Origin of the sequence: Schaalia georgiae DSM 6843 (assembly GCF_000429245.1) — a bacterium.
GTDB lineage: Bacteria > Actinomycetota > Actinomycetes > Actinomycetales > Actinomycetaceae > Pauljensenia > Pauljensenia georgiae.
In genome coordinates this window covers 20,898-44,896 of the sequence record NZ_AUBM01000015.1, presented here as the reverse complement: position 1 = coordinate 44,896, position 23,999 = coordinate 20,898, and the positions used below count along the sequence as shown (strand labels likewise).

At 69.7% G+C, this 23,999-nt stretch carries 15 protein-coding genes and 5 tRNA genes; 8 read left to right on the top strand and 12 right to left on the bottom strand.

Features of this window, described 5'->3' with window-relative positions:
• Nucleotide 1 precedes the first annotated feature (1 nt).
• The 3 genes from thrS to G447_RS0108195 all read right to left on the bottom strand — a co-directional run bounded on the left by thrS (nucleotide 2) and on the right by G447_RS0108195 (nucleotide 4,670).
• Nucleotides 2–1,999, bottom strand: a complete 1,998-nt coding sequence (thrS, locus tag G447_RS0108205) for a threonine--tRNA ligase (protein ID WP_026430697.1) — start codon at nucleotides 1,997–1,999, stop codon at nucleotides 2–4.
• An 86-nt stretch (nucleotides 2,000–2,085) separates the two neighbouring features.
• Entirely contained in the window at nucleotides 2,086–3,111 is a 1,026-nt protein-coding gene (locus G447_RS0108200; RefSeq protein WP_026430696.1) for a lipid II:glycine glycyltransferase FemX, read from the bottom strand.
• Nucleotides 3,112–3,419: 308 nt separating this feature from the next.
• Nucleotides 3,420–4,670, bottom strand: coding sequence for a carboxylate--amine ligase (locus G447_RS0108195; RefSeq protein ID WP_026430695.1), 1,251 nt, complete (start codon nucleotides 4,668–4,670; stop codon nucleotides 3,420–3,422).
• A 168-nt stretch (nucleotides 4,671–4,838) separates the two neighbouring features.
• On the opposite strand from G447_RS0108195, the gene G447_RS12390 reads away from it, so the two are divergent.
• The 3 genes from G447_RS12390 to G447_RS0108180 all read left to right on the top strand — a co-directional run bounded on the left by G447_RS12390 (nucleotide 4,839) and on the right by G447_RS0108180 (nucleotide 7,438).
• Nucleotides 4,839–5,003 carry a hypothetical protein gene (locus G447_RS12390; RefSeq protein WP_005871647.1) on the top strand — a complete coding sequence of 55 codons (165 nt, stop codon included), beginning with the start codon at nucleotides 4,839–4,841 and terminating at the stop codon, nucleotides 5,001–5,003.
• A 130-nt stretch (nucleotides 5,004–5,133) separates the two neighbouring features.
• A complete protein-coding gene (locus G447_RS0108185; RefSeq protein WP_243441583.1) occupies nucleotides 5,134–5,685 on the top strand; it encodes a hypothetical protein in 552 nt (183 codons plus the stop codon).
• Between the two features lie 25 nt (nucleotides 5,686–5,710).
• A complete protein-coding gene (locus G447_RS0108180) occupies nucleotides 5,711–7,438 on the top strand; it encodes an alpha-glucosidase (protein ID WP_026430694.1) in 1,728 nt (575 codons plus the stop codon).
• A gap of 82 nt (nucleotides 7,439–7,520) precedes the next feature.
• On the opposite strand, the gene G447_RS0108175 is transcribed toward G447_RS0108180, so the two are convergent.
• The 6 genes from G447_RS0108175 to G447_RS0108150 all read right to left on the bottom strand — a co-directional run bounded on the left by G447_RS0108175 (nucleotide 7,521) and on the right by G447_RS0108150 (nucleotide 10,166).
• Nucleotides 7,521–9,152 (bottom strand): Ig-like domain-containing protein, encoded by a 1,632-nt coding sequence (locus tag G447_RS0108175; RefSeq protein ID WP_026430693.1) that lies wholly within the window; start codon nucleotides 9,150–9,152, stop codon nucleotides 7,521–7,523.
• A gap of 546 nt (nucleotides 9,153–9,698) precedes the next feature.
• Nucleotides 9,699–9,773, bottom strand: a tRNA-Val gene (locus G447_RS0108170).
• 1 nt (nucleotide 9,774) lies between these two features.
• Nucleotides 9,775–9,845 (bottom strand) — tRNA-Cys (locus tag G447_RS0108165).
• Nucleotides 9,846–9,880: 35 nt separating this feature from the next.
• Nucleotides 9,881–9,953 (bottom strand) — tRNA-Gly (locus G447_RS0108160).
• A 62-nt stretch (nucleotides 9,954–10,015) separates the two neighbouring features.
• Nucleotides 10,016–10,086: transfer RNA gene (locus tag G447_RS0108155), tRNA-Val, on the bottom strand.
• Nucleotides 10,087–10,093: 7 nt separating this feature from the next.
• Nucleotides 10,094–10,166: transfer RNA gene (locus G447_RS0108150), tRNA-Gly, on the bottom strand.
• A 166-nt stretch (nucleotides 10,167–10,332) separates the two neighbouring features.
• Here G447_RS0108150 and glgX point away from each other — a divergent pair.
• The 3 genes from glgX to G447_RS0108135 are packed head-to-tail and all read left to right on the top strand — an operon-like array spanning nucleotide 10,333 to nucleotide 14,310.
• The gene (gene glgX, locus G447_RS0108145; RefSeq protein ID WP_026430692.1) at nucleotides 10,333–12,444 is read left to right on the top strand and encodes a glycogen debranching protein GlgX; all 2,112 of its coding nucleotides are present in this window, start codon (nucleotides 10,333–10,335) and stop codon (nucleotides 12,442–12,444) included.
• 47 nt (nucleotides 12,445–12,491) lie between these two features.
• Nucleotides 12,492–13,064: a DUF3000 family protein gene (locus tag G447_RS0108140; RefSeq protein WP_051226290.1), complete on the top strand. Its 573-nt coding sequence runs from the start codon at nucleotides 12,492–12,494 to the stop codon at nucleotides 13,062–13,064.
• 1 nt (nucleotide 13,065) lies between these two features.
• Nucleotides 13,066–14,310 carry an HRDC domain-containing protein gene (locus G447_RS0108135; RefSeq protein WP_026430690.1) on the top strand — a complete coding sequence of 415 codons (1,245 nt, stop codon included), beginning with the start codon at nucleotides 13,066–13,068 and terminating at the stop codon, nucleotides 14,308–14,310.
• Between the two features lie 309 nt (nucleotides 14,311–14,619).
• On the opposite strand, the gene dxs is transcribed toward G447_RS0108135, so the two are convergent.
• Complete coding sequence (gene dxs, locus G447_RS0108130) at nucleotides 14,620–16,518, bottom strand: 1-deoxy-D-xylulose-5-phosphate synthase (protein ID WP_026430689.1); 1,899 nt, start codon at nucleotides 16,516–16,518, stop codon at nucleotides 14,620–14,622.
• A 96-nt stretch (nucleotides 16,519–16,614) separates the two neighbouring features.
• Here dxs and G447_RS0108125 point away from each other — a divergent pair, with 96 nt between their 5' ends.
• Entirely contained in the window at nucleotides 16,615–18,615 is a 2,001-nt protein-coding gene (locus tag G447_RS0108125) for a S9 family peptidase (RefSeq protein WP_026430688.1), read from the top strand.
• Entirely contained in the window at nucleotides 18,612–20,474 is a 1,863-nt protein-coding gene (locus G447_RS0108120; RefSeq protein WP_081697889.1) for a chloride channel protein, read from the top strand. The genes G447_RS0108125 and G447_RS0108120 overlap by 4 nt, the downstream gene beginning before the upstream one ends.
• Here G447_RS0108120 and G447_RS0108115 read toward each other — a convergent pair.
• Nucleotides 20,461–21,798, bottom strand: coding sequence for a class I SAM-dependent RNA methyltransferase (locus tag G447_RS0108115; RefSeq protein WP_207382545.1), 1,338 nt, complete (start codon nucleotides 21,796–21,798; stop codon nucleotides 20,461–20,463). The genes G447_RS0108120 and G447_RS0108115 overlap by 14 nt on opposite strands.
• Before the next feature lie 78 nt (nucleotides 21,799–21,876).
• Complete coding sequence (locus G447_RS0108110) at nucleotides 21,877–23,871, bottom strand: APC family permease (RefSeq protein WP_243441527.1); 1,995 nt, start codon at nucleotides 23,869–23,871, stop codon at nucleotides 21,877–21,879.
• Between the last annotated feature and the right edge of the window lie 128 nt (nucleotides 23,872–23,999).

The following is a 23,999-nucleotide window of genomic DNA, read 5'->3' as shown; positions in this document are numbered from 1 at the left end:
GTCACGCCCGCTCGATGCCCTCGACGGTGTCGTGGTTGGCGCGCGAGGCCACGTGGCGGACGATGAGCTCCACCGCCCGGTCCACGGGGATCCCGTTGTGCTGGGAACCGTCGCGCAGGCGGAAGGACACGGCCCCCGCCTCGGCGTCCTCCCCGCCCGCGATAAGGGTGAAAGGCACTTTCTCCTTCGCGGCGTTGCGGATCTTCTTGCCGAATCGGTCGTCGGAGAGGTCCGTCTCCACGCGGATGCCGCGCTCGCGCAGCTTGCCTGCGACTTCCTCCACGTAGTCGTCGAAAGCGTTGGCCACGGGCACGAGCCTGACCTGGACGGGGGCGAGCCAGGCCGGGAACGCGCCCGCGTAGTGCTCGGTGAGCACGCCGATGAAGCGCTCGATGGAGCCGAACTTCGCGGAGTGGATCATGACGGGCTCGCGGCGCGTCCCGTCGGGGGCGGTGTACTCCAGGCCGAAGCGGTGCGGCTGGTTGAAGTCGTACTGGATGGTGGACATCTGCCACGTGCGCCCGATGGCGTCCTTGGCCTGGATGGAGATCTTCGGGCCGTAGAACGCGGCGCCCCCCGGGTCGGCCACGCACTGCAGCCCCGTGTCGGCGGCGCAGCGCTCCAGGATCGCGGTGGCCTGCTCCCACTGCTCGTCGGTGCCGATGAACTTGTCCTTCTTCTTGCCGTCGGTGCCGCGCGTGGACAGCTCCAGGTAGAAGTCGGTGAGTCCGAAGTCCTGCAGGAGGCGCAGGATGAAGGTGAGCAGGTGCTTGATCTCGGCCTCGGCCTGCTCGGGCATGACGTAGCTGTGCGAGTCGTCCTGGGTGATGGAGCGCACGCGGGTGAGGCCCTGGAGCACACCGGACTTCTCATCGCGGTAGACGGTGCCGAACTCGAAGAGCCGCAGGGGCAGCTCCCGGTAGGACCGCCCGCGGGCGCGGTAGATGAGGTTGTGCATCGGGCAGTTCATGGCCTTGAGGTAGTAGGCCTGGCCCTCGTCGTCCATCGGGGGGAACATGCCCTCGGCGTAGTAGGGCAGGTGGCCGGAGGTGTGGAACAGGTCCTCCTTGGAGATGTGGGGCGTGCCCACGTACTGGAAGCCGTTGGCGATGTGCGCCTCGCGCACGTAGTCCTCCATGACGCGCTTGAGGACACCGCCCTTGGGGTGGAAGACGGGCAGGCCGGGGCCGATCTCCTCGGGGAAGCTGAACAGGTCCAGCTCTGCGCCGAGGCGCCGGTGGTCGCGGCGCTCCGCTTCCTTGACGCGCTCCTGGTAGGCGACCAGGTCGTCCTTGGATGCCCAAGCCGTGCCGTAGATGCGCTGCAAGTGGTCGCCGTCCTGATCCCCTTTCCAGTAGGCGGCCGACGACTTGGTGAGCGCGAAGCCGTTGCCGATCAGCCTCGTGGAGGGCAGGTGGGGGCCGCGGCACAGGTCCTTCCATGCGACCGTCCCGTCGCGGCGCACGTTGTCGTACATGGTGAGGCCGCTACCGCCGACCTCGACGGAGGCCCCCTCGGCGCCCTTGCCCTTCGTGGTGACCAGTTCGAGCTTGTAGGGCTGATCGGCCAGTTCGACTCGGGCCTCGTCCTCGCTGATCCCGCGGCGCACGAAGCGCTGGCCCTCTTTGACGATGCGCTTCATGCGCTTCTCCAACTCGCGCAGCAACTCGGGCGTGACGGCGTCGATATTGCCGAAGTCGTAGTAGAAGCCATCGGTGATGAAGGGACCGATGCCCAGGTTGACGTCGGGGAAGAGGCCCTGGACGGCCTGGGCGAGCACGTGGGTGGCACTGTGGCGCAGGATGTCCAGTCCGTCCGGGGAGTCCAGGGCGATGGCCTCGACGCGGGTGCCCGCTTCGAGCGCGGTGTCCAGGTCGCGGGGGGCCCCGTCGACTTTGATGGCGACGACGGAGCGGTCGTCCGCGTACCAGGCCGTGCCCGTGGTCCCCGCCTCGATGGTGGTCGCTTGTCCGTCGATGACGAGGTCGATAGTGGGCACGGGGGCTCCTCGGGTCGGTGTGGTCAAAGGCGCGGAAGTCCCCGCGCTCAGGATCAATGGCGATTCTACCCGCTAGTGCGGCGGCTTCAGGACCGGCGCATCCGCCTCTTCACGGACATCGCCGTCCGCAAGGAGCGGTAGGTGGTCTTCTTGATGGGCATCTCCCATCCGCCGGGCACGTCCGTGAAGTGCGAGGCGAAGGCGATCTTGTACTTGCCGACGCGGAACAGCTCGGGGCAGCGCGCCGAGTGGGCGCCCATGAGGTCGAATCCCCTGACCCCCTCGGAGGCCAGGGCGGCGGCGGCCAGGAAGTCCAGTACCGGGGGCTGGCGGAGTTTGCGGGCCTCGTCTGTGGAAGCGCCGTACTCGGCCTGGGCGCGGATCCCCTGGACGAGGCAGAAGTCCCAGCACAGGACTGCGCCCTCGGAGTCGCGCATCGAGAAGATGCGCGCGTGCTCGGGGCCCAGGGACGACAGGAGGTCCAGGTAGACCTGCTTGGGGTGGGGGCGGAAGCCGTCGCGCTCAGCGGTCTCCTCCATGACGGCGTAGTACTCGTCGATGACCTCGGGGGCGCGGCCGGTGTCCTCGTGGAAGGTGACGCCCTCCGCCTCGCCCTTGCGCCTGCCTGAGGTGATCGAGCGCCTCCCCGATTTGGGCATGGCGGCGAGGATCTTCTCCTCGGTGCGCCCGGAGGTGTCGATGACGACGGTGCGGTCGTAGCTGATGGTCTGCATAGGCATGTACAGGTCGGGATGCTGGTACCAGGCGTGGAGCCGGACGAAGACGACGGAGCGGTCGCGGGAGCGGATCTCGCGCAGCAGGTCGGCGCGCAGCGCCTCCTCGCGCTCGGGCGTGGCCTCGCGCAGCCACACGGGCCCCCATTTGGCCCACAGGAAGCGCACGCCCCGCAGCGAGTAGTTGTACAGGGTGAGGAAGGCGATGAGTTTGCCGTCCTCGCACCACTTGTAGCGCCCCCACAGCGAATGGCCCTGCGACGCCTCGAACGCCTCCCACACGCACGCCTGCTCGACGGGCAGAGCGCTGTCCTGGAAACCCGAGGCCGCTGCGGTCTTCTCCTCGACGTCGATGGGTATGAGCTGAGTCTCGGGCATGGCTGTCCTTCGTCGCGTTACGGGCTGTGGCTGGTCAGAGTCTAACAAGCGGGCTCCCCCGATCCGCGGGAGCGGGGCGATCGTGCTGTTCTCCACACGGGCGGCCCGAAGGCCGTTGTCGGCGCCGTCCGCGCGCTGCCCCAGTCGCTCCGGCAACGGACAGGGCCCACCCCCCGGCAATTGTCGGGGTCCTTTCGCGCGGCGGGCGGGGGCGCGCCCGCACCAACAAGGGGCTGGGGCCATGCGCGAGGGGGTACGCGTCGAGCACGCGGGCGCGCCCCGCGGCCCCACTCCCCGGCCGAGCGCCGTCAGTAGGAGGTCTGCGTGGGCTCCGGGTAGTAGCGCGCGAACTTGCGGCGGTGGTTCTGCTTCTGCATCCACACGGCCAAGTTGCGGCGCAGGTTCTTCTCCGCGGGGTTGAGGAGCAGGTCAAAACGGCGCCCGTCGCGGATAATGCCCTTGACCCTCCGTTTGAGGGCGGGGTCGACGATGTAGCGCAGCAGCAGGGAGTCGGGCACCATCGTGTACAGGATCTCGCGCGTGGCGCGCACCTGCTCGCAGCGCTGCCCGTCGATGAGGTCGGCGACCATGGGGACCATGGGGTTCGCGCCCGCGGCCGCCATGTACCAGTTGTTGCGCCCGATCCTGGGATTCACCTCGAAGAACACGGCCCGGCCGTCGCGCGGGTCGATCTTGACGTCGAAGTTCGCGAAGCCCCGGTAGCCCGAACCCGCCAGCAGCCGGACGGCCCCCTCCCACAGCTCGGGGAACTCCTCTGTGATCATCGCGACGGGGTTGCCGATCATCGTGGGCGCGTGGTCCTCCAGCAGGACGCGCGCCGACCCGATCAGGGTGGTCTCCCCGTGGGAGTCGACGTAGGCGGTGATGGAGCGCATCTGCGTGTTGTCGCCGGGTATGAGCTCTTGAACCAGGAAGGAGTCGCGGAACCCCGCGGAGCGCAGGGTACGCCACAGCCCGTCGAGCTCCTCCGGGGAGTCGATGAACCAGATCTTGCGCTTCCCCTCGAACTCGAGGACGTCGTAGGGCTCGCCGTTGGCCGCTTTGGCCACCACCGGGAAGGGGATGTCGATAGAGGGGGCGGCCCACGCCCCTTCGTCGGCTCCGGAGAAGTCCACCACGACGGTGCGCGGCGTGGGGATCCCCGCCTTCTCGCACGCCCGGGTGAAGCGGGCCTTGTCGGTGAGGGCGGCCATGGCCTCCAGCGATGGGAAGGGCAGGGCGTAGTGGCGCCCCAGTTCCTCGTGGTTGCGGGCCACGAACGCGGAGAAGATGTCGTGGTTGGCCATGAGGACGAGCCGCTTGGAGGGGTTGTCCCGCGCGATGCCCATGAGCGCGTCCATGAGCTGGGCGTCCGAGGCGTGGGCCGGGATCCGGCGCACGTCGAAGAAGCCCGACCCGGTGATCGACTCGGTGGGCCGGCTGCCCACGCACAGGCACCTGCAGCCGAAAGCCTCATTGAAGCACCTGCCGATGCCGTAGACGCCGAAGTCCCCCCCGATGATGACGGGCAGGATGTCGGTGCGCGGTGACATTGCCATTAGTCCCCTCCTTCTGGGCGCCCGGGTGCCGGGTGCCCCAAGCCTACCGGTCGGCAACCGGCGGCGCGTCCCGCCCCTCGGAATCGCCGCGGACCGGGCGCCACTGCCTGTACTATTCCCGTGGCGCGAGCCGCACTCAATCATCAACCCACTATTCGGAGGATCACAATGCCGAATCCCCACGAACACGACCGCACCGCCCCCCTGATCCGCAAGAAGGAGGACCTCACGCCCGAGCAGTACGCCCACCAGCGCAAGATGCTCATCGCGACCGGGCTGATCATGGTCGTCGGAATGGCGCTGGCCGCGGGTTTCTTCTACCTGATCGGCTAGTCCACCCACTGGGACCGATCTCCCCCGTGCTTCCAGCCGGGGGAGGCGCTCCCTACAATGGGTGGAGCGCCGGAGACCCGGCGACCGCATTCCCCGCAGTGTCCTCAACTGGAATCCAGGTGGAACAACGATGACGAGCCCATACACACCGAACACAGGTCCCCAAGGCGGCGGCTACGGGGGGCAGATGCCCCCCGTCGGCCCGGTGCCACCCGCTCCGGGGGCGCCCGGACAGCCCCAGATGGCCCCCCGTCCCGTGCCGATGCCGCCGCCGACGTCGAACACGCCCCTCATCGTCGGCCTCGCCGTCGGCGCGCTGGTCGTGGTCCTCGTCGTCGTCGGGCTCCTGTGGTTCAGGCTATGGCGGGTCCCGCGCACCCCCAGCCCCGGCTACAACCCCGGACCCGCGCCCGCCAACAGCGTCATCAAGACGCAGGTCATCGAGGAGTGCCACAGCGCGGTCAAGCAGACGATGCGCAGCTCCATCTTCACCCGTGATTCCGCGACTTACGAGCGCACCGACTCCAACGGCGACCAGCATTGGATTGTCAGTGGCCGGGTCACCGGGGCCAGCACCTCGGGCATGAGCGGCACCTTCGAGTGGAGCTGCACAGCGACCTACTTCGACAAGAACGGCCTCGTCGACGCCTGGTCCTCCGTCGAGACGACCCCCGTCCGTTGAGACCGCCACACCACCGGGGGGCTCCATGCGATTCAACACCGCACTGATACCGTCGCAGCGCTACGAGCCACCCGGCGGCCAGTGGTGGCTGGCCGGAATCGTCTACCAGGTGTACCCGCGCAGCTTCCAGGACTCCGATTCCGACGGTGTCGGCGACCTGCGGGGCCTGCGCTCGCGCCTTGGCTACCTGCAGCGCCTCGGAGTCGATGCTATCTGGCTCTCCCCCGTCTACGCCTCGCCCCAGGAGGACAACGGCTACGACATCAGCGACTACCGGGCCATCGACCCCCTGTTCGGCACGATGGAGGATTTCGTGGCCCTCCTGGATGACGCCCACGCCCGGGGTATGAGGCTCATCATGGACCTCGTCGTCAACCACACCTCCACCCAGCACGAGTGGTTCCGCGAGTCCCGCTCCCCCTCCAGCCCCAAGCGCGACTGGTACTACTGGCGGCCCGCCCGCCCCGGCCACTGCCCCGGCGCACCCGGATCCGAACCCAACAACTGGGAGTCCTTCTTCTCGGGTCCGGCCTGGTGCTTCGACGAGGAGTCCGGCGAGTACTACCTCCACCTGTTCGCCCCCGGGCAGGCGGACCTCAACTGGGAGAACCCCCAGGTGCGCCGTGCCGTCTACGACATGATGAACTGGTGGCTCGACCTGGGGATCGACGGCTTCCGTGTGGACGCCATCGACATGATCGCGAAGGAGGAGGGCCTGCCCGACGGCGGGCCCGCGCGCCCGCCCTTCGGCGTCGGCTACGAGTGCTTCGCGGGCCGTCCCCGCCTGCACGACTTCCTCCAGGAGATGCACCGCGAGGTCTTCGCGGGCCGTCCCGCCGTGTTCACCGTGGGCGAGACCTCCAGCGCCAGCCCGGACAGCGCCCTGCTGTTCTGCGATCCCGCCCGCCGCGAGTTCAGTTCGCTCATCCAGTTCGAGCACGTCAACCTGGGGACCGAGGCGGGCAAGTTCTCCCCCCGCGCCCTGCGGGACGGCGAGCTCGTCGATTCTTTGAGCCGCTGGCAGGACGGAGTGGGCGACCGGGGCTGGAACTGTCTGTACCTCGACAGCCACGACCAGCCCCGCTCCGTCTCCCGCTTCGGGGATCCGGAGCACTGGCGCGCCTCGTCGACCGCATTGGCGACGATGCTGCAGTTGCAGCGGGGCACTCCTTTCATCTACCAGGGCCAGGAACTGGGGATGACGAACGCGGGCTTCACCTCGATCGACCAGTACCGCGACGTCGAGTCGCTCAATCATTACGCGCTGGCCCTCGCCGCTGGTGCCGACGAGCGGACCGTCCTGTCCGGTCTGGCGCGCATGTCGCGGGACAACGCCCGCACGCCCATGCAGTGGGATGCCTCCCCCAACGCCGGTTTCACCACCGGAACGCCGTGGATCGGGCTCTCACGGTCCTGGGCGTCCGGGGACGCCCGCGCCACGGCGGCAGAGCAGGTGGACGACCCTGATTCCGTCTACTCCTACTACCGGGCGCTTGCTGAACTGCGCCACCGCATGCCCGTCGTCGCTCTGGGCTCGTTCAACCGCATCGCCACCGGGGACGCGCGGGTCTTCGCCTACGAGCGCCGCCTCGACGGGGAGTCCGCCCTGGTGGTCGTCGTCAACCTCTCCTCGCAGACCATCGCGCTCCAGTCCGGCGTGGTCCCTGCCGCGGCGCCCCTCGTGCTGTCCAACAGCGGCGGCGAGGGACCGCTGGGCCCATGGGAGGCGCGAGTCCACTTGCTCGCCGACTGAGCCGCCCAGGGCACAACGCGGGAGGCGGGTGGGGTTCCCCCCACCCGCCTCCCAAGCGGTGGTCAGCGCCCGGGGCGCCGGATCACTTCTGGCGGCGGCGCGCCACCATGGTGGCCACGCCCGCAATCGCCAGCAGACCGGCCAGGGCGCCGATGGCGATGGTGCCCGCACCAGTGTTCGCCAGCTTCCGCTTCGGCGCAGCGGCCGGGGTGGTCGTCGTCGCGGTGGCGGCGGGCGTGGTGGTCGACTCCTGCGGGGCCGGCGTCGTGGTGGACTCCCCGGGGGCGGGGGCCGTCGCGTTCACCAGGGTCAGGGAGAAGACGCGGTCCTGCGCGAGGGTGAAGGTGGCCTCGCGGGCGTCAGCCGACAGCGTCACGCCGTCAGCGGCCTCGAAGACCCCGGAGCGATTGGTGTCCCACGCGACCGTCCCGGGCAGGTCGCCCTCCTTGATGGTGACCTTGGTGCCCAGGGGCAGAGCGTCCGCGCTGGTGAAGGTCTCCCCCGCCTTGAGCTTAGCCGTGTACGTGCGGTTGACGGTCGGGTCCGCCTCGTTGCTCACGGTGATGTTCAGGGTGTACTCCAGGGAGGCGTCGGCAGTGCCTTCGAGCTTCTTGGTGACGGAGAACTTCTGGTGGGCCTCGGCGTCGCCCAGGGCGCCGTAGCGCATGAACCTAGTGGACTTCTGGTCCTCCTTGCCGGGGACCGACAGGACTGCGGAGTTCTCGAAGGTGCCACTCAGGGGGTTGTCCGCCGAGGCTCCCGCGACGTGGGCGGGCAGCATGACGATGCCGAACTTTCCAGCGGGGATGTCGGGCAGCTTGAGAGTGACCTTGTTGCGCTCGCACGTCACGCCCACGCCCTTGGCGAAGGCTCCGCCGGTCGTGTCCTTCTCCATCTCGGCACCAGTGGCCGTGCCATCGACCAGGTAGGAGTGGGTGGGAACGAAGGACTGGACCTTGTCGCAGGTGAAGTCCCAGTTGCTGCCGACCACGGAATCGACAATGGTGGCCCCTCGCACGCCGGACTCGCCGCCCGGAACGATCAGGCGGTACGTGAGGGCCTGGTCCTCGTTGTGCGAGTAGTGGATCGACATCCAGCCGTCCTTGCGGAAGGACGTCACGTTTCCGGGGGGTGCGAGGCTGCCGACGCGCTCGGTCTTGATCTCCTTCTTGCCGCCGATCACGTAGGTGGGTTTGGTGATGGAATCACCGTCGTAGCGCATCTGGCCCCAGCTGGTGACGGAGCCCGTCCACGAGGCCGCCTGCTCCGCGCTCTTGGTGAAGACGACGGTGACCTTGCCGTCGGTGCCCCAAGTGCCGCAGCCGACCACTGTGCCGTCAGCGGACTGAACGGGGAAGTTCTTCGCCGCCGTCGGCGCGATAGGCTTGGCGCCGTTCGCCTTGTCTGTGACCGAGGCGTCGTACGTGAAGTAGTCGCCCGCTTTGACCGGCGCGGACGTCGACCACGGCATCTTCACGCCGACGGTCTGCCAATTCACGAAGGTGCGCACCGACTTGCCGTGGTCATCGACCAGGTCGGAGTTGTCGTAGTCGACCGAAACCGCGCTCGTGATGTCTTTCTCCGGCGCCGGGCAGGTGGCATCGGCGTGGGCGGCGCGCTGCCCGAGGACCACTTGCCCCAATCCGACGATTGTGGCGAACACTGCGAGCGCTGCGGCCAATGCGACCCAGCGCCTGGAGCTCCAGGTAGCCATTCTCCATACTCCTGTCGTTCTCTTCCCGCCATATTTCAGGCCTAGCAGCAACAAGCATAGGTCAAACTTCTCTTATTCGGTAGGAAATCAAGGATTCCCCAGCCTCAAGGAACACATGGGCACCTGATATTCGCCTCAATACGGGCATAAACCCCTGGTACCATGGGGAATCTATGATCAGATTCAGATTTGAGTGATCTACGAGATACATCACGACCTGTCCATTTACTGGATAGGGGTGGCCAACATGCGGTCAGCCGCGACGCAGCACGACCGCCCCGGCGGCAGGGCCGCAAGCCCATGGGCGCACGGGCGGGCAGCCCTGGCCGTCCGGCCCAGGCTGCCCGCCCCGGGTTTGGCCTCCGCACGGCGCGCCCCGCGCACGGCCCCTGCCGCAGCGCCGCCGGTCCCGGGCAATATCGATGCCCCACTGTTGCGCGTTTCCGCGCGCAGCCCCGCCGCAAGCCGATCCCGGAGGCGCGGGCCACAGACGAAAAAAGCGCCGACCCCATGGGGTCGGCGCCGAAGAGTAATAGTGTGTGAGTGTGGTGGGCGATACTGGGATCGAACCAGTGACCTCTTCCGTGTGAAGGAAGCGCGCTACCCCTGCGCCAATCGCCCGAGGTGGGTACGGGATTCGAACCCGTGTATACGGCTTTGCAGGCCGCTGCCTCGCCTCTCGGCCAACCCACCGCGCTACGCACGAGAACGATGGATTCCCGTTTGCGAGCGGATGACGGGACTCGAACCCGCGACCCTCACCTTGGCAAGGTGATGCTCTACCAACTGAGCCACATCCGCGTAAGAACCGCATGTGCGGCCGGGGTTCCCCCCGCCATTCCCAGTGGAGACCGGGATGACCGTGGGCGATACTGGGATCGAACCAGTGACCTCTTCCGTGTCAGGGAAGCGCGCTCCCGCTGCGCCAATCGCCACGTATGCCCGGATGACGGGACTCGAACCCGCGACCCTCACCTTGGCAAGGTGATGCTCTACCAACTGAGCCACATCCGCATGCCGTTCGAGCGCCGAACGCCCTCACGAACGGGTAAAACCCTAACAGGGTCGACCATGGAAACGGAAATCGAAGTGACGTTATCCAAGTCACAACGGTGTTGATTTGACGATTATTTGCCCATTCTCACCTGGTCACCGCTCGTTTCATGGCAATCTTGACCACATGAACACTCGCCCCGGCCACCCATATCCACTCGGCGCCACTTTCGACGGAACGGGAACGAACTTCGCGATCTTCTCCTCCGTCGCCACGTCGGTCACGCTGTGCCTGCTCGACGACGACCTCAATGAGACCCGCATCCCAATGACCGAGGTCGACGCCTGGGTGTGGCACGTGTACGTGCCGCGCGTAGGCGCCGGCCAGCGCTACGGATACCGCATCGAGGGCCCATGGGATCCGGACCTGGGCCACAGGTGCGACGTGTCGAAGCTGCTGCTCGACCCCTACGCGAAGGCGATCGACGGCCAGCTCAAGGACTCCCCGTCGCTGCTGTCCTACGACCCCGAGAACCCGGCGCTCCTGCAGCCGCAGGACTCCGCCCGCGCGACGATGCACTCGGTCGTCGTCAACCCCTTTTTCGACTGGGGCGGCGACCACCGGCCCGGGCACGATTACTCGGAGACCATCATCTACGAGGCGCACGTCAAGGGCATGACGATGACCCACCCCGAGGTGCCCGCCGAGATCCGCGGCACCTACGCGGGCATGGCCCATCCGGCCATCATCGCGCACTTGAAGAAGCTGGGCGTGACCGCCGTGGAGCTCATGCCCATCCACCAATACACCAACGACACGACGCTGCAGGCCAAAGGCCTGTCGAACTACTGGGGCTACAACACCATCGGATACTTCGCCCCCCACAACGCGTACTGCTCCTCCGGCGAGCCCGGCGCCCAGGTCGCGGAGTTCAAGGCGATGGTCAAGGCCCTGCACGCCGCCGACATCGAGGTCATCCTCGACGTGGTGTACAACCACACGGCCGAGGGCAACCACATGGGCCCCACCCTGTCGCTGCGCGGCATCGACAACGCCGCCTACTACCGCCTCGTCGACGGGGACCGCCGCCACTACTTCGACACGACGGGCACGGGCAACTCGCTGCTCATGAACTCGCCCCAGGTGCTGCAGCTGATCATGGACTCCCTGCGCTACTGGGTGAGCGAGATGCACGTGGACGGGTTCCGCTTCGACCTGGCCTCCACGCTCGCCCGCCAGTTCGCCGAGGTGGACCGCCTCTCCGCTTTCTTCGACCTCATCCACCAGGACCCCGTCGTCTCCCAGGTCAAGCTCATCGCTGAGCCGTGGGACGTGGGCGCCAACGGCTACCAGGTCGGCGGGTTCCCCCCGCTGTGGTCGGAGTGGAACGGGCGCTACCGCGACACCGTCCGCGACTTCTGGCGGGGCGAGTTCTCCTCCCTGCCGGACTTCGCCTCCCGTCTGGCGGGCTCTTCGGACCTGTACGAGTCGACGGGCCGCAAACCCAGGGCGTCCATCAACTTCGTCATCGCCCACGACGGCTTCACCCTTGCGGACCTGGTGTCCTACAACACGAAGCACAACGAGGCGAACCTGGAGGGCGGCGCCGACGGGGCCAACGACAACCGCTCGTGGAACTGCGGGGCCGAGGGGCCCACCGACGACGAGGAGATCCTGAGCCTGCGCCGCCGCCAGCAGCGCAACTTCCTCACGACACTGATTTTCTCCCAGGGCGTGCCGATGATCGCCCACGGCGACGAGCTCGGCCGCACGCAGTCGGGCAACAACAACACGTACTGCCAGGACAACGAGCTGTCGTGGATCGACTGGGACCTGGACGACGAGCAGCAGGCCCTCCTGGAGTTCACCAGCAAGCTCATCCACCTGCGCCGCGACCACCCCGTCATGCGCCGCAGGCGCTTCCTCAACGGCCCGGCCGTGCGCGGCGGCGAGTCCGACCTGGGTGAGATCGAGTGGTTCACGCCCGCGGGAACGCACATGAAGGAAGAGGAGTGGTCCCAGCCGTGGGCCCGCGCGACGATGGTGTTCTACAACGGCGACGCCATCGGCGAGCCGGACGCCAACGGGCGCCGTATCGAGGACGACGACTTCCTGCTGCTGCTCAACGCCGCCCCCGAGGCCATCGACTTCACACTCCCCGACACCAAGTACGGAGAACTGTGGTGCACCGTGATCGACACCGGAGGGGACGACGACTCCAGCGAGTACCACTCGGGCGACACCGTCACTGTGGGCCCGCGCACGGCCTTCATCCTGCGCAATCCGCGTGGCCTGTAAAACACGGACGTGAGTCCCGGCGTGCCTGCGGGGGTTTGCCTATCGGCATGCGTAGTGTTTCTGACGTGAATGAGATCGCGGCGCCTGACGAGTTCGTCCAGGCACTGCTGTCCCTGCGCGAGGCCCCGGGCCTTCCGCGCATCCTCCTCGAGGAAGTGGCCCCACCCAGCCGCCTGGCGCCGTTCACGGCGGCCGTGGCGATGCGGACCATTGACGAGGACGACGTGGGACAGCCCCTGGGCAGTGGACGCCTCGTCGTCCTGCACGACCCCGACGGCCAGGTCGGCTGGAACAGCACCTTCCGCCTGGTCGCCCAACTGCGGGCCCAGATCGACCCCGAGATGGGGGCCGACCCGTTGCTCGCCGAGGCCCTGTGGGGGTGGACGCAGGACTGCTTGGACGACGCCGGGGCCGGCTACCACGACCTGACGGGCACGGTCACGCGCGAGCTGTCCGAGGCATTCGGCGGCCTCGTGCTGCGGGGGTCGAACCTGTTCGTCGAGATCCGCGCGTCGTGGTCCCCGAACACGAATTTCATCGGTGAGCACATGGTGGGGTGGGCCGCCCTGATCCGGCGCACCGCGGGCGTGGTCCCCAGCCTGTTCCTCGAGGGGATCTGACGTGCTGGTGGCGAATCGTGACGGCCTTCCCCAGGGCGACACGGAGGACCCCGTCCTGATCGCGCAGCCGCGTGGAGGCGTTCCCGCCGTGGTGGACACGCCCTCGGACCTCGAGCGCGCCGCCGCGCGCCTGCGCTCGGGCTCCGCGCCGGTGGCCCTCGACGTCGAGCGCGCCCTCGGCTTCCGCTACGGGTCCGACCCCTACCTGGTGCAGATCAGGCGTGAGGACGTGGGTTCCTTCCTCATCGACTCCCATGCCCTTCCCGACCTGTCCTCGTTGAACGAGGGGGTGGGATCCACGTGGCTGCTGCACGACTGCTCCCAGGATCTGCCGAACCTGCGGGCTGTGGGGCTGCGGTGCCCGGAGCTGTTCGACACGGAGATCGCGGCGCGCCTGGTGGGCATTCGCCGCTTCGGGCTCGCGTCGGTGGCCGAGTCCGTGCTGGGGCTGGCGCTGGTCAAGGACCACCAGGCCGCCGACTGGTCGGTGCGCCCCCTGCCCAAGGACTGGCTCCGCTACGCGGCGCTGGATGTCGAGCTGCTCACAGAGCTCTACCGGCGCCTGTCGACCCGTTTGCACGACCTGGGCCGCTGGGAGTGGGCCGCCCAGGACTTCGCCCACGCCCTGTCCGTCCCAGACCCGCAACCCGACGCGGAGCGCTGGCGCTCCGTGAAGGGCGCCGGAGCCCTCAAGACCCCCCGCCAGCTCGCCTACCTGCGCGAGCTGTGGTCTGCGCGCGAGGGCATCGCCCGGGACCTGGACCTCTCCCCTGGACGCCTCGTGCGCAACTCCGCGCTGATCCGCGCGGCCTCCCGTCCCCCGGCCAACCGCCGGGCACTGCTGTCGATCGGGGAGTTCCGCTCGCCGGTGGCCCGCCAGTACACCGACCAGTGGATGCGGGCGTTGACGCGGGCGCGGACCATGGACGAGGCGCGCCTTCCCAGGCGGCACCGGCGTCCGGCCCCCGGCGAGCTCCCCGACGCGCGCACGCTCAAACGAGTGGACGAGGAGGCGGCGGCCCGCCTCGGGAAGATCCGCTTGGCCGTGGCGGGCGTCGCGTCCGGACTCGACCTGGACCCCGAGGTGGTGCTCGCCCCACGTGTGCAGCGGTACATCGCGTGGGCGCCGCTAGGCCGGGCGCGGACGGGCACGGACGAAGTCGGGGAACGGATGTCAGAATACGGGGCCCGGCCCTGGCAGATCGAGCTGACCGCCGCGCCCGTGCGCGCCGCCCTCGGCCTCTAGCGCGCTCTTCTTCAAGCTGGTCGGGCTGGGACCATGGGCCCATGCGGCGGGCGCGCCGATGGCGCCGCCCGCCCCGACGACCGTTGACGGCACGGAGCCATTACACGGACGCGCGTTGTCGACGACCTGCATGGGATATCGGCACCGACGCGCGTTATATCCCCCTCACGGTGTCGACAACCCCCTCACGGTGTCGACAACGCGCGTCCGTGTTCGTGCCTGGGGCACGCCGAATCCACCAGCGGAAACGGCGGACCCACGCGCCCATTGGCGGCGCTGCACGAGCGCGGCCCCGGCGGAACGGGAGCCCTAAACCCCGGCCGCCTGGGGCGCCAAACGGCCGAGCGCCACGCGCACGGCCCGCTCGATACCGGCGGCGTCGTAGCCGAAACGGGCAATCAAGTCGTCGCGGTCGCCGTGGGCCGGGAACTCTTTGGGCGCCCCCAGGCAGACCACGGGCACGGGCGCCAGCGCATCGCGCAGCGCCCATCCGAAGCCGCCGCTGAGCCCCCCGTCCTCGACGCTCACGACGGCATCCGCGCCCTGGGCGAGTCCGGACAGCTCGGCGGGAACCGGGATGATCCACCGGGGGTCGACCACGCGCACCCCCACCCCGTCGTCCGCCAGGGCGCGCGCCGCCCGCAGGGCGTCGGGCACGGTGGCGCCGGTGGCGACGATGAGCACAGTGCTGGCCCCCGCCTCGTCGAAGAGGACGTCCACGGGACCGCTGCGTCGCAGGGCGGGCATAGGGGCGGGCAGTTGCCCTTTCCGGTAGCGCACCACCGTGGGGGCGTCGTCGGTGCCCACGGCCTCGCGCAGCTCCTCGCGCAGCGTGTCCTCGTCGCGGGGTGCTGCCATCCGCAGCCCGGGGACCATCTGGCACATCGCGATGTCCCACACGCCGTTGTGGGAGGGGCCGTCGGCGCCGGTGACCCCCGCCCGGTCGAGCACGAAGGTGACGGGAGCGCGGTGCAGTGCTACGTCCATGAGGACCTGGTCGAAAGCGCGGTTGAGGAAGGTGGCGTACAGGGCGACGACGGGGTGGGCGCCCTCGTAAGCCATCCCCGCCGCGCAGGCGGCAGCCTCCTGCTCAGCGATCCCCACATCGATGACGCGCCCGGGGAACGCCTCGTGCAGCGGGCCGAGCCCCACTGGCCGCATCATGGCCGCCGTCACGCCGACGACGTCGTCGCGCTCCCGGGCGATGCGGACGATCTCGTCAGCGAACACACTGGTCCACCCGAATCGCGCTGGCGCCACCGGCAGCCCCGTCTCGGGGTGGATCGGGCCGACCGCGTGGAAACGGTCGGCGATGTCCTCCTCGGCCGGGACGTACCCCCTGCCCTTCTGGGTGATGACGTGGACCAGGACCGGCGCGTCCAACGAGGCACCGCGGGCGAGGGCCTCCTCGACGGCCGAAACGGAGTGCCCGTCGACGGGGCCCAGGTACTTGAGCCCCAAGTCCTCGAACATCGCCTGCGGGATGAGGGCGTCCTTGATGCCGGATTTGATGCCGTGGAGGGCGTCGTAGGCGGCGCGCCCCGGTCCGCCGCCGCGCAGGAGCTGCTGCTTGCCCCATGCGAGTGCCCTCTCGTACCCCTGCGACGTGCGCAGGGCGTCGAGGTGGCGGGCGAGACCCCCGATGGTGGGCGCGTAAGAGCGGCCGTTGTCGTTGACGACCACCATGATCCGGCGGTCGGGGGAGGCGGAGATGGAATTGAGGGCCTCCCACGCCATGCCGCCTGTGAGCGCGCCGTCGCCGATCACCGCCACAGTCCACGAGCGGTCGCCGCGACGGTGCTTCTCCCAGGAGATCCCGTCCGCCCACGCCAGGGACGACGAGGCGTGGGACGACTCGACGACGTCGTGGGACGACTCGGCGCGGCTGGGGTAGCCCGACAACCCGCCCTCGGCCCGCAAGCCCGTGAAGTCGTGGCGCCCGGTGAGCAGCTTGTGGACGTAGCACTGGTGGCCCGTGTCGAACACGATCGTGTCCATCGGTGAGCGGAACACCCGGTGGATCGCTATCGTGAGCTCGACGACGCCGAGGTTGGGCCCGAGGTGCCCGCCGGTCCTCGACACGTTCTCGATGAGGAACTCGCGGATCTGCGCCGCCAATTCGATGAGTTCTCTCTCGGAGAGTCCGCGCAGGTCCTGGGGCCCGTTAATGGATGCCAGCAGCGCGGGACGGGGGGCAGTTCGTGGCATAGCCCAAGTCTAACGGACACCCGCGCACAAGTAACTGTGGGGGGCACTAGGATGGTGTGCGTTGGTATGTCCGCCCTCATTCCTCAGGAGGCAACGATGTCACCCACGCAGGCATCCTACGGGTTGTGGAAGTCGCCGATCACCGGGGACTCGTTCACGGCCAGGTCCGTGACCCTGTCCCAGGTCCGCGTCGACGGGCCCGACACCTACTGGGTCGAGGGCCACCCCAAGGAGAACGGGCGATCGACGCTGCTGCGCCACCGGGCGTCCGGGGAGACCACCGAGGTACTGCCGCTCATCGACGGCGCCCGCCTGCCCGACATCCGCACCCGCGTCCACGAGTACGGGGGCAAGGCTTACGCGGTGCACGACGGCGTCATCGTCTTCTCCGACGGTGCCGACGGGCGCGTCTACCGCTTCGACGCGAACAGCCCGCGCGCGGGGGTCCAACCGCTGACGACCCTGTCGGAGGTCCGTTACGGGGATTTCTGGATCGCGGACGTGCGCGGCCTCGTCTACGCCGTCGCCGAGGACCACCGGGGCGAGGGCGAGCCCGTGAACTCGCTGGTCGCGATCCCCCTGGACGGCTCGGCGGCCCGCGACGACGCCAATATCATCCCCGTTTTCTCGGGCACGGATTTCGTCGAGGCCCCGGCCGTGTCGCCCGACGGGACGAAACTGGCGTGGATCACGTGGGACCATCCCGAGATGCCGTGGACCCGTTCGCGCCTGCACGTGGCCAGCATCGGTTTCGAGGGCGCCCTGGGCGCCTCGCGCGTCCTGGTGGACTCGCCCGGCGTGTGCGTCTACGAGCCCCGCTGGACACGCGACGGCGACCTCATCCACGTGGACGACTCGTCCGGGTGGGCGAACCTGTACCGCACCCAGGGGTTCGCGTGGGTCGAGGGCGAGGACCCGGACGCGTGGACGGGGCGCTTGCGCACTCGGGCCCTGCACCCGGGGCGCAGGGCGTTCTCCCACCCGCACTGGAACCTGGGCCTGCACTCCTTCGACAACTTCGACAACGACTTCCTGGTGTGCTCGTGGGCCGAGGACCTGACGTGGCACATCGGCACGGTCCGCATCGACAACGGCCTCGCGGAGGAGTGGGCGACGGGGTGGTGGCCCATCGGCAACGTCGCCTCCGCCGATGGACGCGTGGTCTTCCTGGCGGACTCGGCCACCCACACGCCCGCCATCGTGGAGGTCAAGGACGGGAAGACCCGGGTGATCCGCCCCTCCTCCGAGGCCCAGGCGCCCGCCGAACTCGTCTCCGCCGCACAAATGATCTCGTGGGAATCCGCTGACGGCGAACGCGCCCACGGCTTCTACTACCCGCCGGTCAACCCGGACTACACGGCGCCCGAGGGCGAACTGCCCCCGTTGATCGTCAACGTCCACGGGGGCCCGACCTCGTCGGCGCGCCCCGGACTGTCGATCCCCTTCCAGTACTGGACGAGCCGCGGCTTCGCCGTCCTCGACGTCAACTACCGGGGATCCACCGGCTTCGGCCGCGCCTACCGCGAGCGCCTCAACGGGAACTGGGGCGTCATGGACGTGCAGGACTGCGTGGACGGCGCCCGCTACCTCATCGGGCGCGGCCTGGTGGATCCGGGGCGCGTGGCGATCAGGGGCGCCAGCGCGGGGGGCTTCACGGCGTTGTCGGCGCTGGCCGCGTCGGACGTGTTCACGGCGGGCGCCTCGTTCTCCGGCATCACGGATCTGCGGATGCTCGACGCGGTGGCCCACAAGTTCGAGTCCAGTTACCCCACCCGCCTGCTCGGCTCCTCGGACCCGGCCGACCCGGTGTGGGCCGAGCGCTCCCCCATCAACCGGATCGACCGGATCACGGCGCCCCTGCTGATCCTTCAGGGATCCGACGACCAGGTGGTCCCCCCATCGCAGGCGCGCTCCATGTACGAGGCGCTGCGCGGACGGGGCAACGCGGTGGCCATGAGGATCTACGAGGGCGAGGGCCACGGCTTCCGCTTCGCGGCGCACATCAAGGACGCGTGGCAGACGGAGCTGGCGTTCTACCGCACCGTCTGGGGCATTGCGCAGTCCTCCCCGGTCCACGTGGAGATCGCCAACCTGTGAGCGGTTTCGGGCGCGGCCCCCTGCCCGCGCGCGGGGGGCGGGACGGCGGGGGCTCCCCCTCCCGTCCACTGAGGGCACTGGGCGAGCACCGCTCCCTGCTGGGCGTCGTCGCCGCCGGAGTGGGGGCCGTGGTGGGTGGGGCCGCGGTGCTGTTCAACGCGTTGATCGCGTTGACGGGCCGCCTGGCGACGGGGTACCCGGAGTACACGGAGCACATCGGGGCGGCGCACGGCGCATGGGGGTGGGCGCCGTGGGCGTTCCTCCTGCTGTCGCCCGCAGTGGCGGGCTTGGTCTACGGCCCCCTGATCGCGCGTTTCGCGCCTTCGGCCAAAGGCCACGGGATCCCGGAGGTGATGCTCGCCGTGCGCCGCAAGGGCGGAGCGATCCCCGGGCGGGTCGCCGTCGTGAAGCTGGTGGCCTCGGCGCTCACCATCGGGTCGGGCGGCTCGGCGGGGCGCGAGGGGCCGATCGTCCAGGTCGGCGCGGCGCTCGGCTCGTCGATCGCCTCTACGCTGCGGATGCCGACGGCGCGCGTGGTGCTGTTGGCGGCGTGCGGTTCGGGGGCGGGGATCGCCGCCACCTTCCACGCGCCCTTGGCCGGAGCGGTGTTCGCGCTCGAGGTCATCCTCACCCAGTTCACGGCGGAGGCATTCGGTTTCGTGGTGATCGCGGCCGTCGCCTCGTCGGTGGTGGCCCGCGCGCTCCAGGGGGACGAGGTGGTGGTCTCGGTCGGGCAGGCGTTGTCCTTCACGTCGCTGGGCGATATCGGGTGGGTGGCGCTGGTGGGCCTGGGCGCGGGGCTGGCGGGCCTGGGCTTCTCGAAACTGCTGTACTGGCTGGAGGACGTCATCGACGCGTTCTGGGCGTTCACGCGGCTGCCGCAGTGGTCGCGCCCGGGTGTGCTCGGCCTGGTGCTGGGCGGGGGGCTGGTTGCTTTCCCGTACATGTTCGGTTCGGGCTATCCGCTGGAGGAGCGCGCGATCGGCGGGGAGTACCCGGTCGCGTTCCTGCTCGCCCTGATGGTGGGGCGCGCCGTTTTCACGTCGTTCACGATCGGGATGGGCGGATCGGGCGGGGTTTTCGCGCCCACGCTGTTCATCGGTGCGATGGCGGGCGCGGCTTTCGGGCAGGTGGTCGCCCCGTTGGCGTCCTCTGGCGCGGGAGTGTTCGCGGTCATCGGCATGGGCGCTGCCTTCGCGGGGGCGGCGCGGGCCCCTATGACGGCGGTGCTCATCATCGTGGAGATGACGGGGCAGTTCTCTCTGATCCTGCCGATGATGCTGGCGGTGGTGATCGCCACGGGCGCCTCCCGGTTCCTGACCCGGTCGACGATCTACACGGAGAAGCTGCGCCGCAGGGGCGATGTGCTGGACGATCCGGTCGAGGGCACTTTGCTCGGCACGAAGCCGGTGGCGGCGTGGATGGCCCCCGTTCCGGAGCTGCTGCACGCCTCGGCGGGCGTCGACGAGGCGGTGGCCGCACTGCGGCGCACGCGCGAGTCGGTGCTGCCCGTGGTCCGCGGCGGCGCGTTCGTGGGGCTCGTGACATCGTTGGGGCTCGCCGAGCGCCACCAGTCGGACGGCCGCTCCCCCGTCGCCCTGGGGGACCTGGACCTGGTGGACGTGTCGGTGGACGCCCTGGCGCCGCCGTCGCGGGTGCTCGACGCCCTGCGCGCCTCGGGTTTGCAGGCCATGCCCGTCGTGGACCGCGACCGCCGGGTCGTCGGGTGGGTGTCGGAGCGCGACCTGGTGGACCGGATGTACAGGGATCAGAGGCGCGCCATCGAGGCGCGAGAGCAGTCGTCGTGGGGCTCGCGCTTCCAGGAGCGCCACCCGCGCCGCCGCCCTAAGCGCGGGTGAGGGCCGCCACCATTTCGACGTGGTGGGTGTGGGGGAACAGGTCCCACGCCCGCAGTGACTCCACCCGGTAGCCCGCGCCTGTGAGCGCGCGCAGGTCACGGGCTCCGGCGGCGGGGTCGCAGGAGACCAGGACGAGGCGGGGTGCTCCCAGTGCCGCCATGGCCTCGCACACCCACCGGCCCGCTCCTGCGCGCGGCGGGTCGGCGACGACCACGTCGGGCGGGCAGCCCAGTCCCCCCGCCAGTTCCGCGACCCCTTCGGCGTCGATCCCCCCGATGAAGGTCTGCGCCCACGGGAAGGGCGCCAGGTTGTCGGCGGCGTCGGCCACTGCGCCCTCGTCGCCCTCCAGGCTCGCCAGCCGCCCGCCCTCCCCGACCGCGCGGGCCAGGGGCACGGTGAACAGGCCCGCCCCCGAGTAGAGTTCGAGGACCGCGCCGCCGGTTCCCGCTCGCGCCGCGCCCAGGACCTCTTCGGCCAGCACTTGGGCGCCGCGCACGTGGGTCTGCCAGAACCCGCTGGGGCGCACCCTGTAGACGTATTCCTCGCCGCGGATCTCCACGGGCCACGCCAGGGTTCCGGAGCCGGTCCTGCGGGCATCGGCGTCGTAGACCCCGGAGGCGCACACCACGTAGGCGGAGCCGGGGGTGGGCGACAGGGCGCGGACGCGCTCCCCCGGAGCCCACACCCGCCTCCACGGCGAGTCGTTGTCGAAGAGCCCCAGGCCGGCGATGGCGGGCGCGGCCAGGGGCATGGAGTCGAGGGGGATGAGGCGTTTGCCACGGTAGACGTGCATGCCGGGGGCGCCGTCGGCGCCGATGACGAGTTCGATGCGGTTGCGCCTGTGGGCGAGCTGGTCGCCGGGTTCCCCGTCGCCGGGGGCGGGGGCGACGCGGACGCCCCCGATGGCGGCGACCGCCTCGGCGAGCGCCTCGCCTCCGACCCGGCGGATCTGCCCGGCGATGACGTGCTCCTTCCACCGGCGCTGGGCGGGGGGCGCCACGTGGGAGAGCTCGCCGCCGCCCACGCCCGACGGGCCGGCCTGGGGCCACACGGCGCTGACGCGGTCGTCGCTGGCCTCGACGATCTCGATGGCGTCGGCCCAGGCCAGGGTGTTGCGGACGCTGGTCACGCGGGCGCGGACGCGCTCGCCGGGCAGGGTGTGGCGCACGAACACGACGCGCCCGGAGGTGTCGCGGGCCACGCAGGCCCCGCCGTGGGCGGGTTCCCCGATCCGCAGTTCCAGGACCTCGCCCACGCCCTCGCGGGCGGCCCTGGCCCTTGCTCGGCGCTGGGGGGAGGGACGACGGCGGGCTCGCATGGGCATGATCGGTCCTTCTCGTTCCGGTGATGGGCGCGTCCCATGCTACCGCCCGCGCACTCCCGGCGCGGCCCGCCCCCGGCGTCAGTCCCGGTGGAAGGGGTCGTTGATGGCGCGGGGCCCCTCGACTGCCTCGTCCTCCCCAAGTTTCCACGGGACCATGGTGATGACGACGCCGGGCACGTTCAGCAGGGAGCGCCGTAGGCGCAGGGCGCTCTGGTTGTGGACGAAGTTCTCCCATAGGTGGCTCACCAGGAACTGCGGCATGTAGACGACGAGCATCTCAGAGGGGTTGGCCTGGCGCCTGGAGCGCACGTACTGGAGGATCACCGCGTGGATGTCCCGGTAGGGCGCGGACAGCAGGGTCAGCGGAACGGGCAGCTCGGACTCGTGCCATTGGCACCGTATCCTCTCCCCCTCTTCCTCGCCCTCGACGACGGAGACGAGCTCCAGCGAGGTGGGGTTCGAGGCGCGGGCGGCGGCGACGGCGCGCATCGCGGGCCTGGACAGGGAGGAGATGAGGACGATGGCCCGCACCCGGGTGGGCAGGGTCCGCTTGGCGCCCCAGTCATCGACGCGCAGCTGGCGCCGCACTGTCGTGTAGTGGTGGTTGATGGTGAGCTGGAAGGCCAGGACGGCGGCGATCATGAGCAGGGTGATCCACGCGCCGTGCGCGAACTTGGTGACCAGCACGATCGCCAGCACCAGGCCGGTCATCATGAAGCCGACGACGTTGACGGCCCGAGAGCGCAGGACCTTCCCGCGCTCCGACCCGCTCTGGCGCGTGCGGAGCTGGGCGTTCCAGTGGCGGATCATCCCCAGCTGCGACAGGGTGAAGGAGATGAAGACGCCGACCACGTAGAGCTGGATGAGGCGCGTGGTCTGCGCTTCGAAACCGATGATCAGCACACAGGCGGCGACCGACAGCAGGGCGATCCCGTTCGAGTAGGACAGGCGGTCGCCCCTGCGCACCATCTGGTGGGGCAGGAAGGAGTCGCGCGAGAGCACGGAGGCCAGGGTCGGGAAGCCGTTGAAAGCCGTGTTGGCCGCCAGGACCAGGATGAACCCGGTGACTACTGTGACCAGCAGGAACAGGGCGGAACCGGGGCCGAAGACAGCGGAGGCGATCTGGGAGATGGCGGGGGCGACGGGCGTGTCCTCGGGCACGGGGGCTCCGCCCTGGGAGAGCTGGAGGGCGGGGTCGTCGACGATCTTCACTCCGGTGGCGCGCGCGAGCAGCAGGATGGAGAGCATCATGGCGGCGGCGATGGAGCCCAGCATGGCCAGTGTGGTGGCCGCGTTCTTCGACTTGGGGCGCCGGAAGACGGGGACGCCGTTGGAGATCGCCTCGACGCCCGTCAGCGCGGCGCACCCCGACGAGAAGGCGCGCATGAGCAGGAACACCCCGCCCAGCCCCACGATCCCGTCCACGTGCCCGGGGGCGGTGACGAGCTCGTAGCCGGCCGTGGGGGCCTGCCCGAGGTGGCCGGTGGCCCACTGGGTGAATCCGACGGCCACCATGAGGCCGATGGCGGCCATGTACAGGTAGGTGGGGACCGCGAAGGCGCCGCCCGCTTCCTTCGTGCCGCGCAGGTTGAGTGTGGCCAGGACCACCACGAGGACGACGGCGACGGTGACCTGGTGCCCGTCGAGGGCGGGGATCGCCGTGGTGATGTACGCGGCTCCCGAGGAGATGGAGACCGCGACTGTGAGGATGTAGTCGACCAGCAGCGCGGAGGCGACCACGAGGCCCCATGTGCGCCCCAGGTTGGTGGTGACGACCTCGTAGTCGCCGCCGCCCGAGGGGTAGGCGTGGACGGTCTGCCGGTACGACAGGACGACCACGGCGAGCACCAGGGCGACCACGACCCCGACCCAGATGGACTGGAGGGCCGCCAGGGAACCGGACAGGGCGAGGGTAAGCAGGATCTCGTCGGGCGCGTAGGCGACCGAACTGAGCGCGTCGGAGGCGAAGACCGGCAGGGCGATGCGCTTGGGCAGCAGCTGGTGGCCCATCGCGTCGGTTCGCATCGGGCGTCCGATGAGGACGCGTTTGGCGCGGCTCAACAGGTTGTGCAACACGGTGGCAAGCGTACTCCCTCGCCGCGCCGACGACGAGGCGGGCGCCCTCCCGGTGCGTATGGACGGCGCGTCGCGGGAGGCGGACACACGGTCGCCGGTCGCGCGTTTTCCCCGTGCGCTTGGAC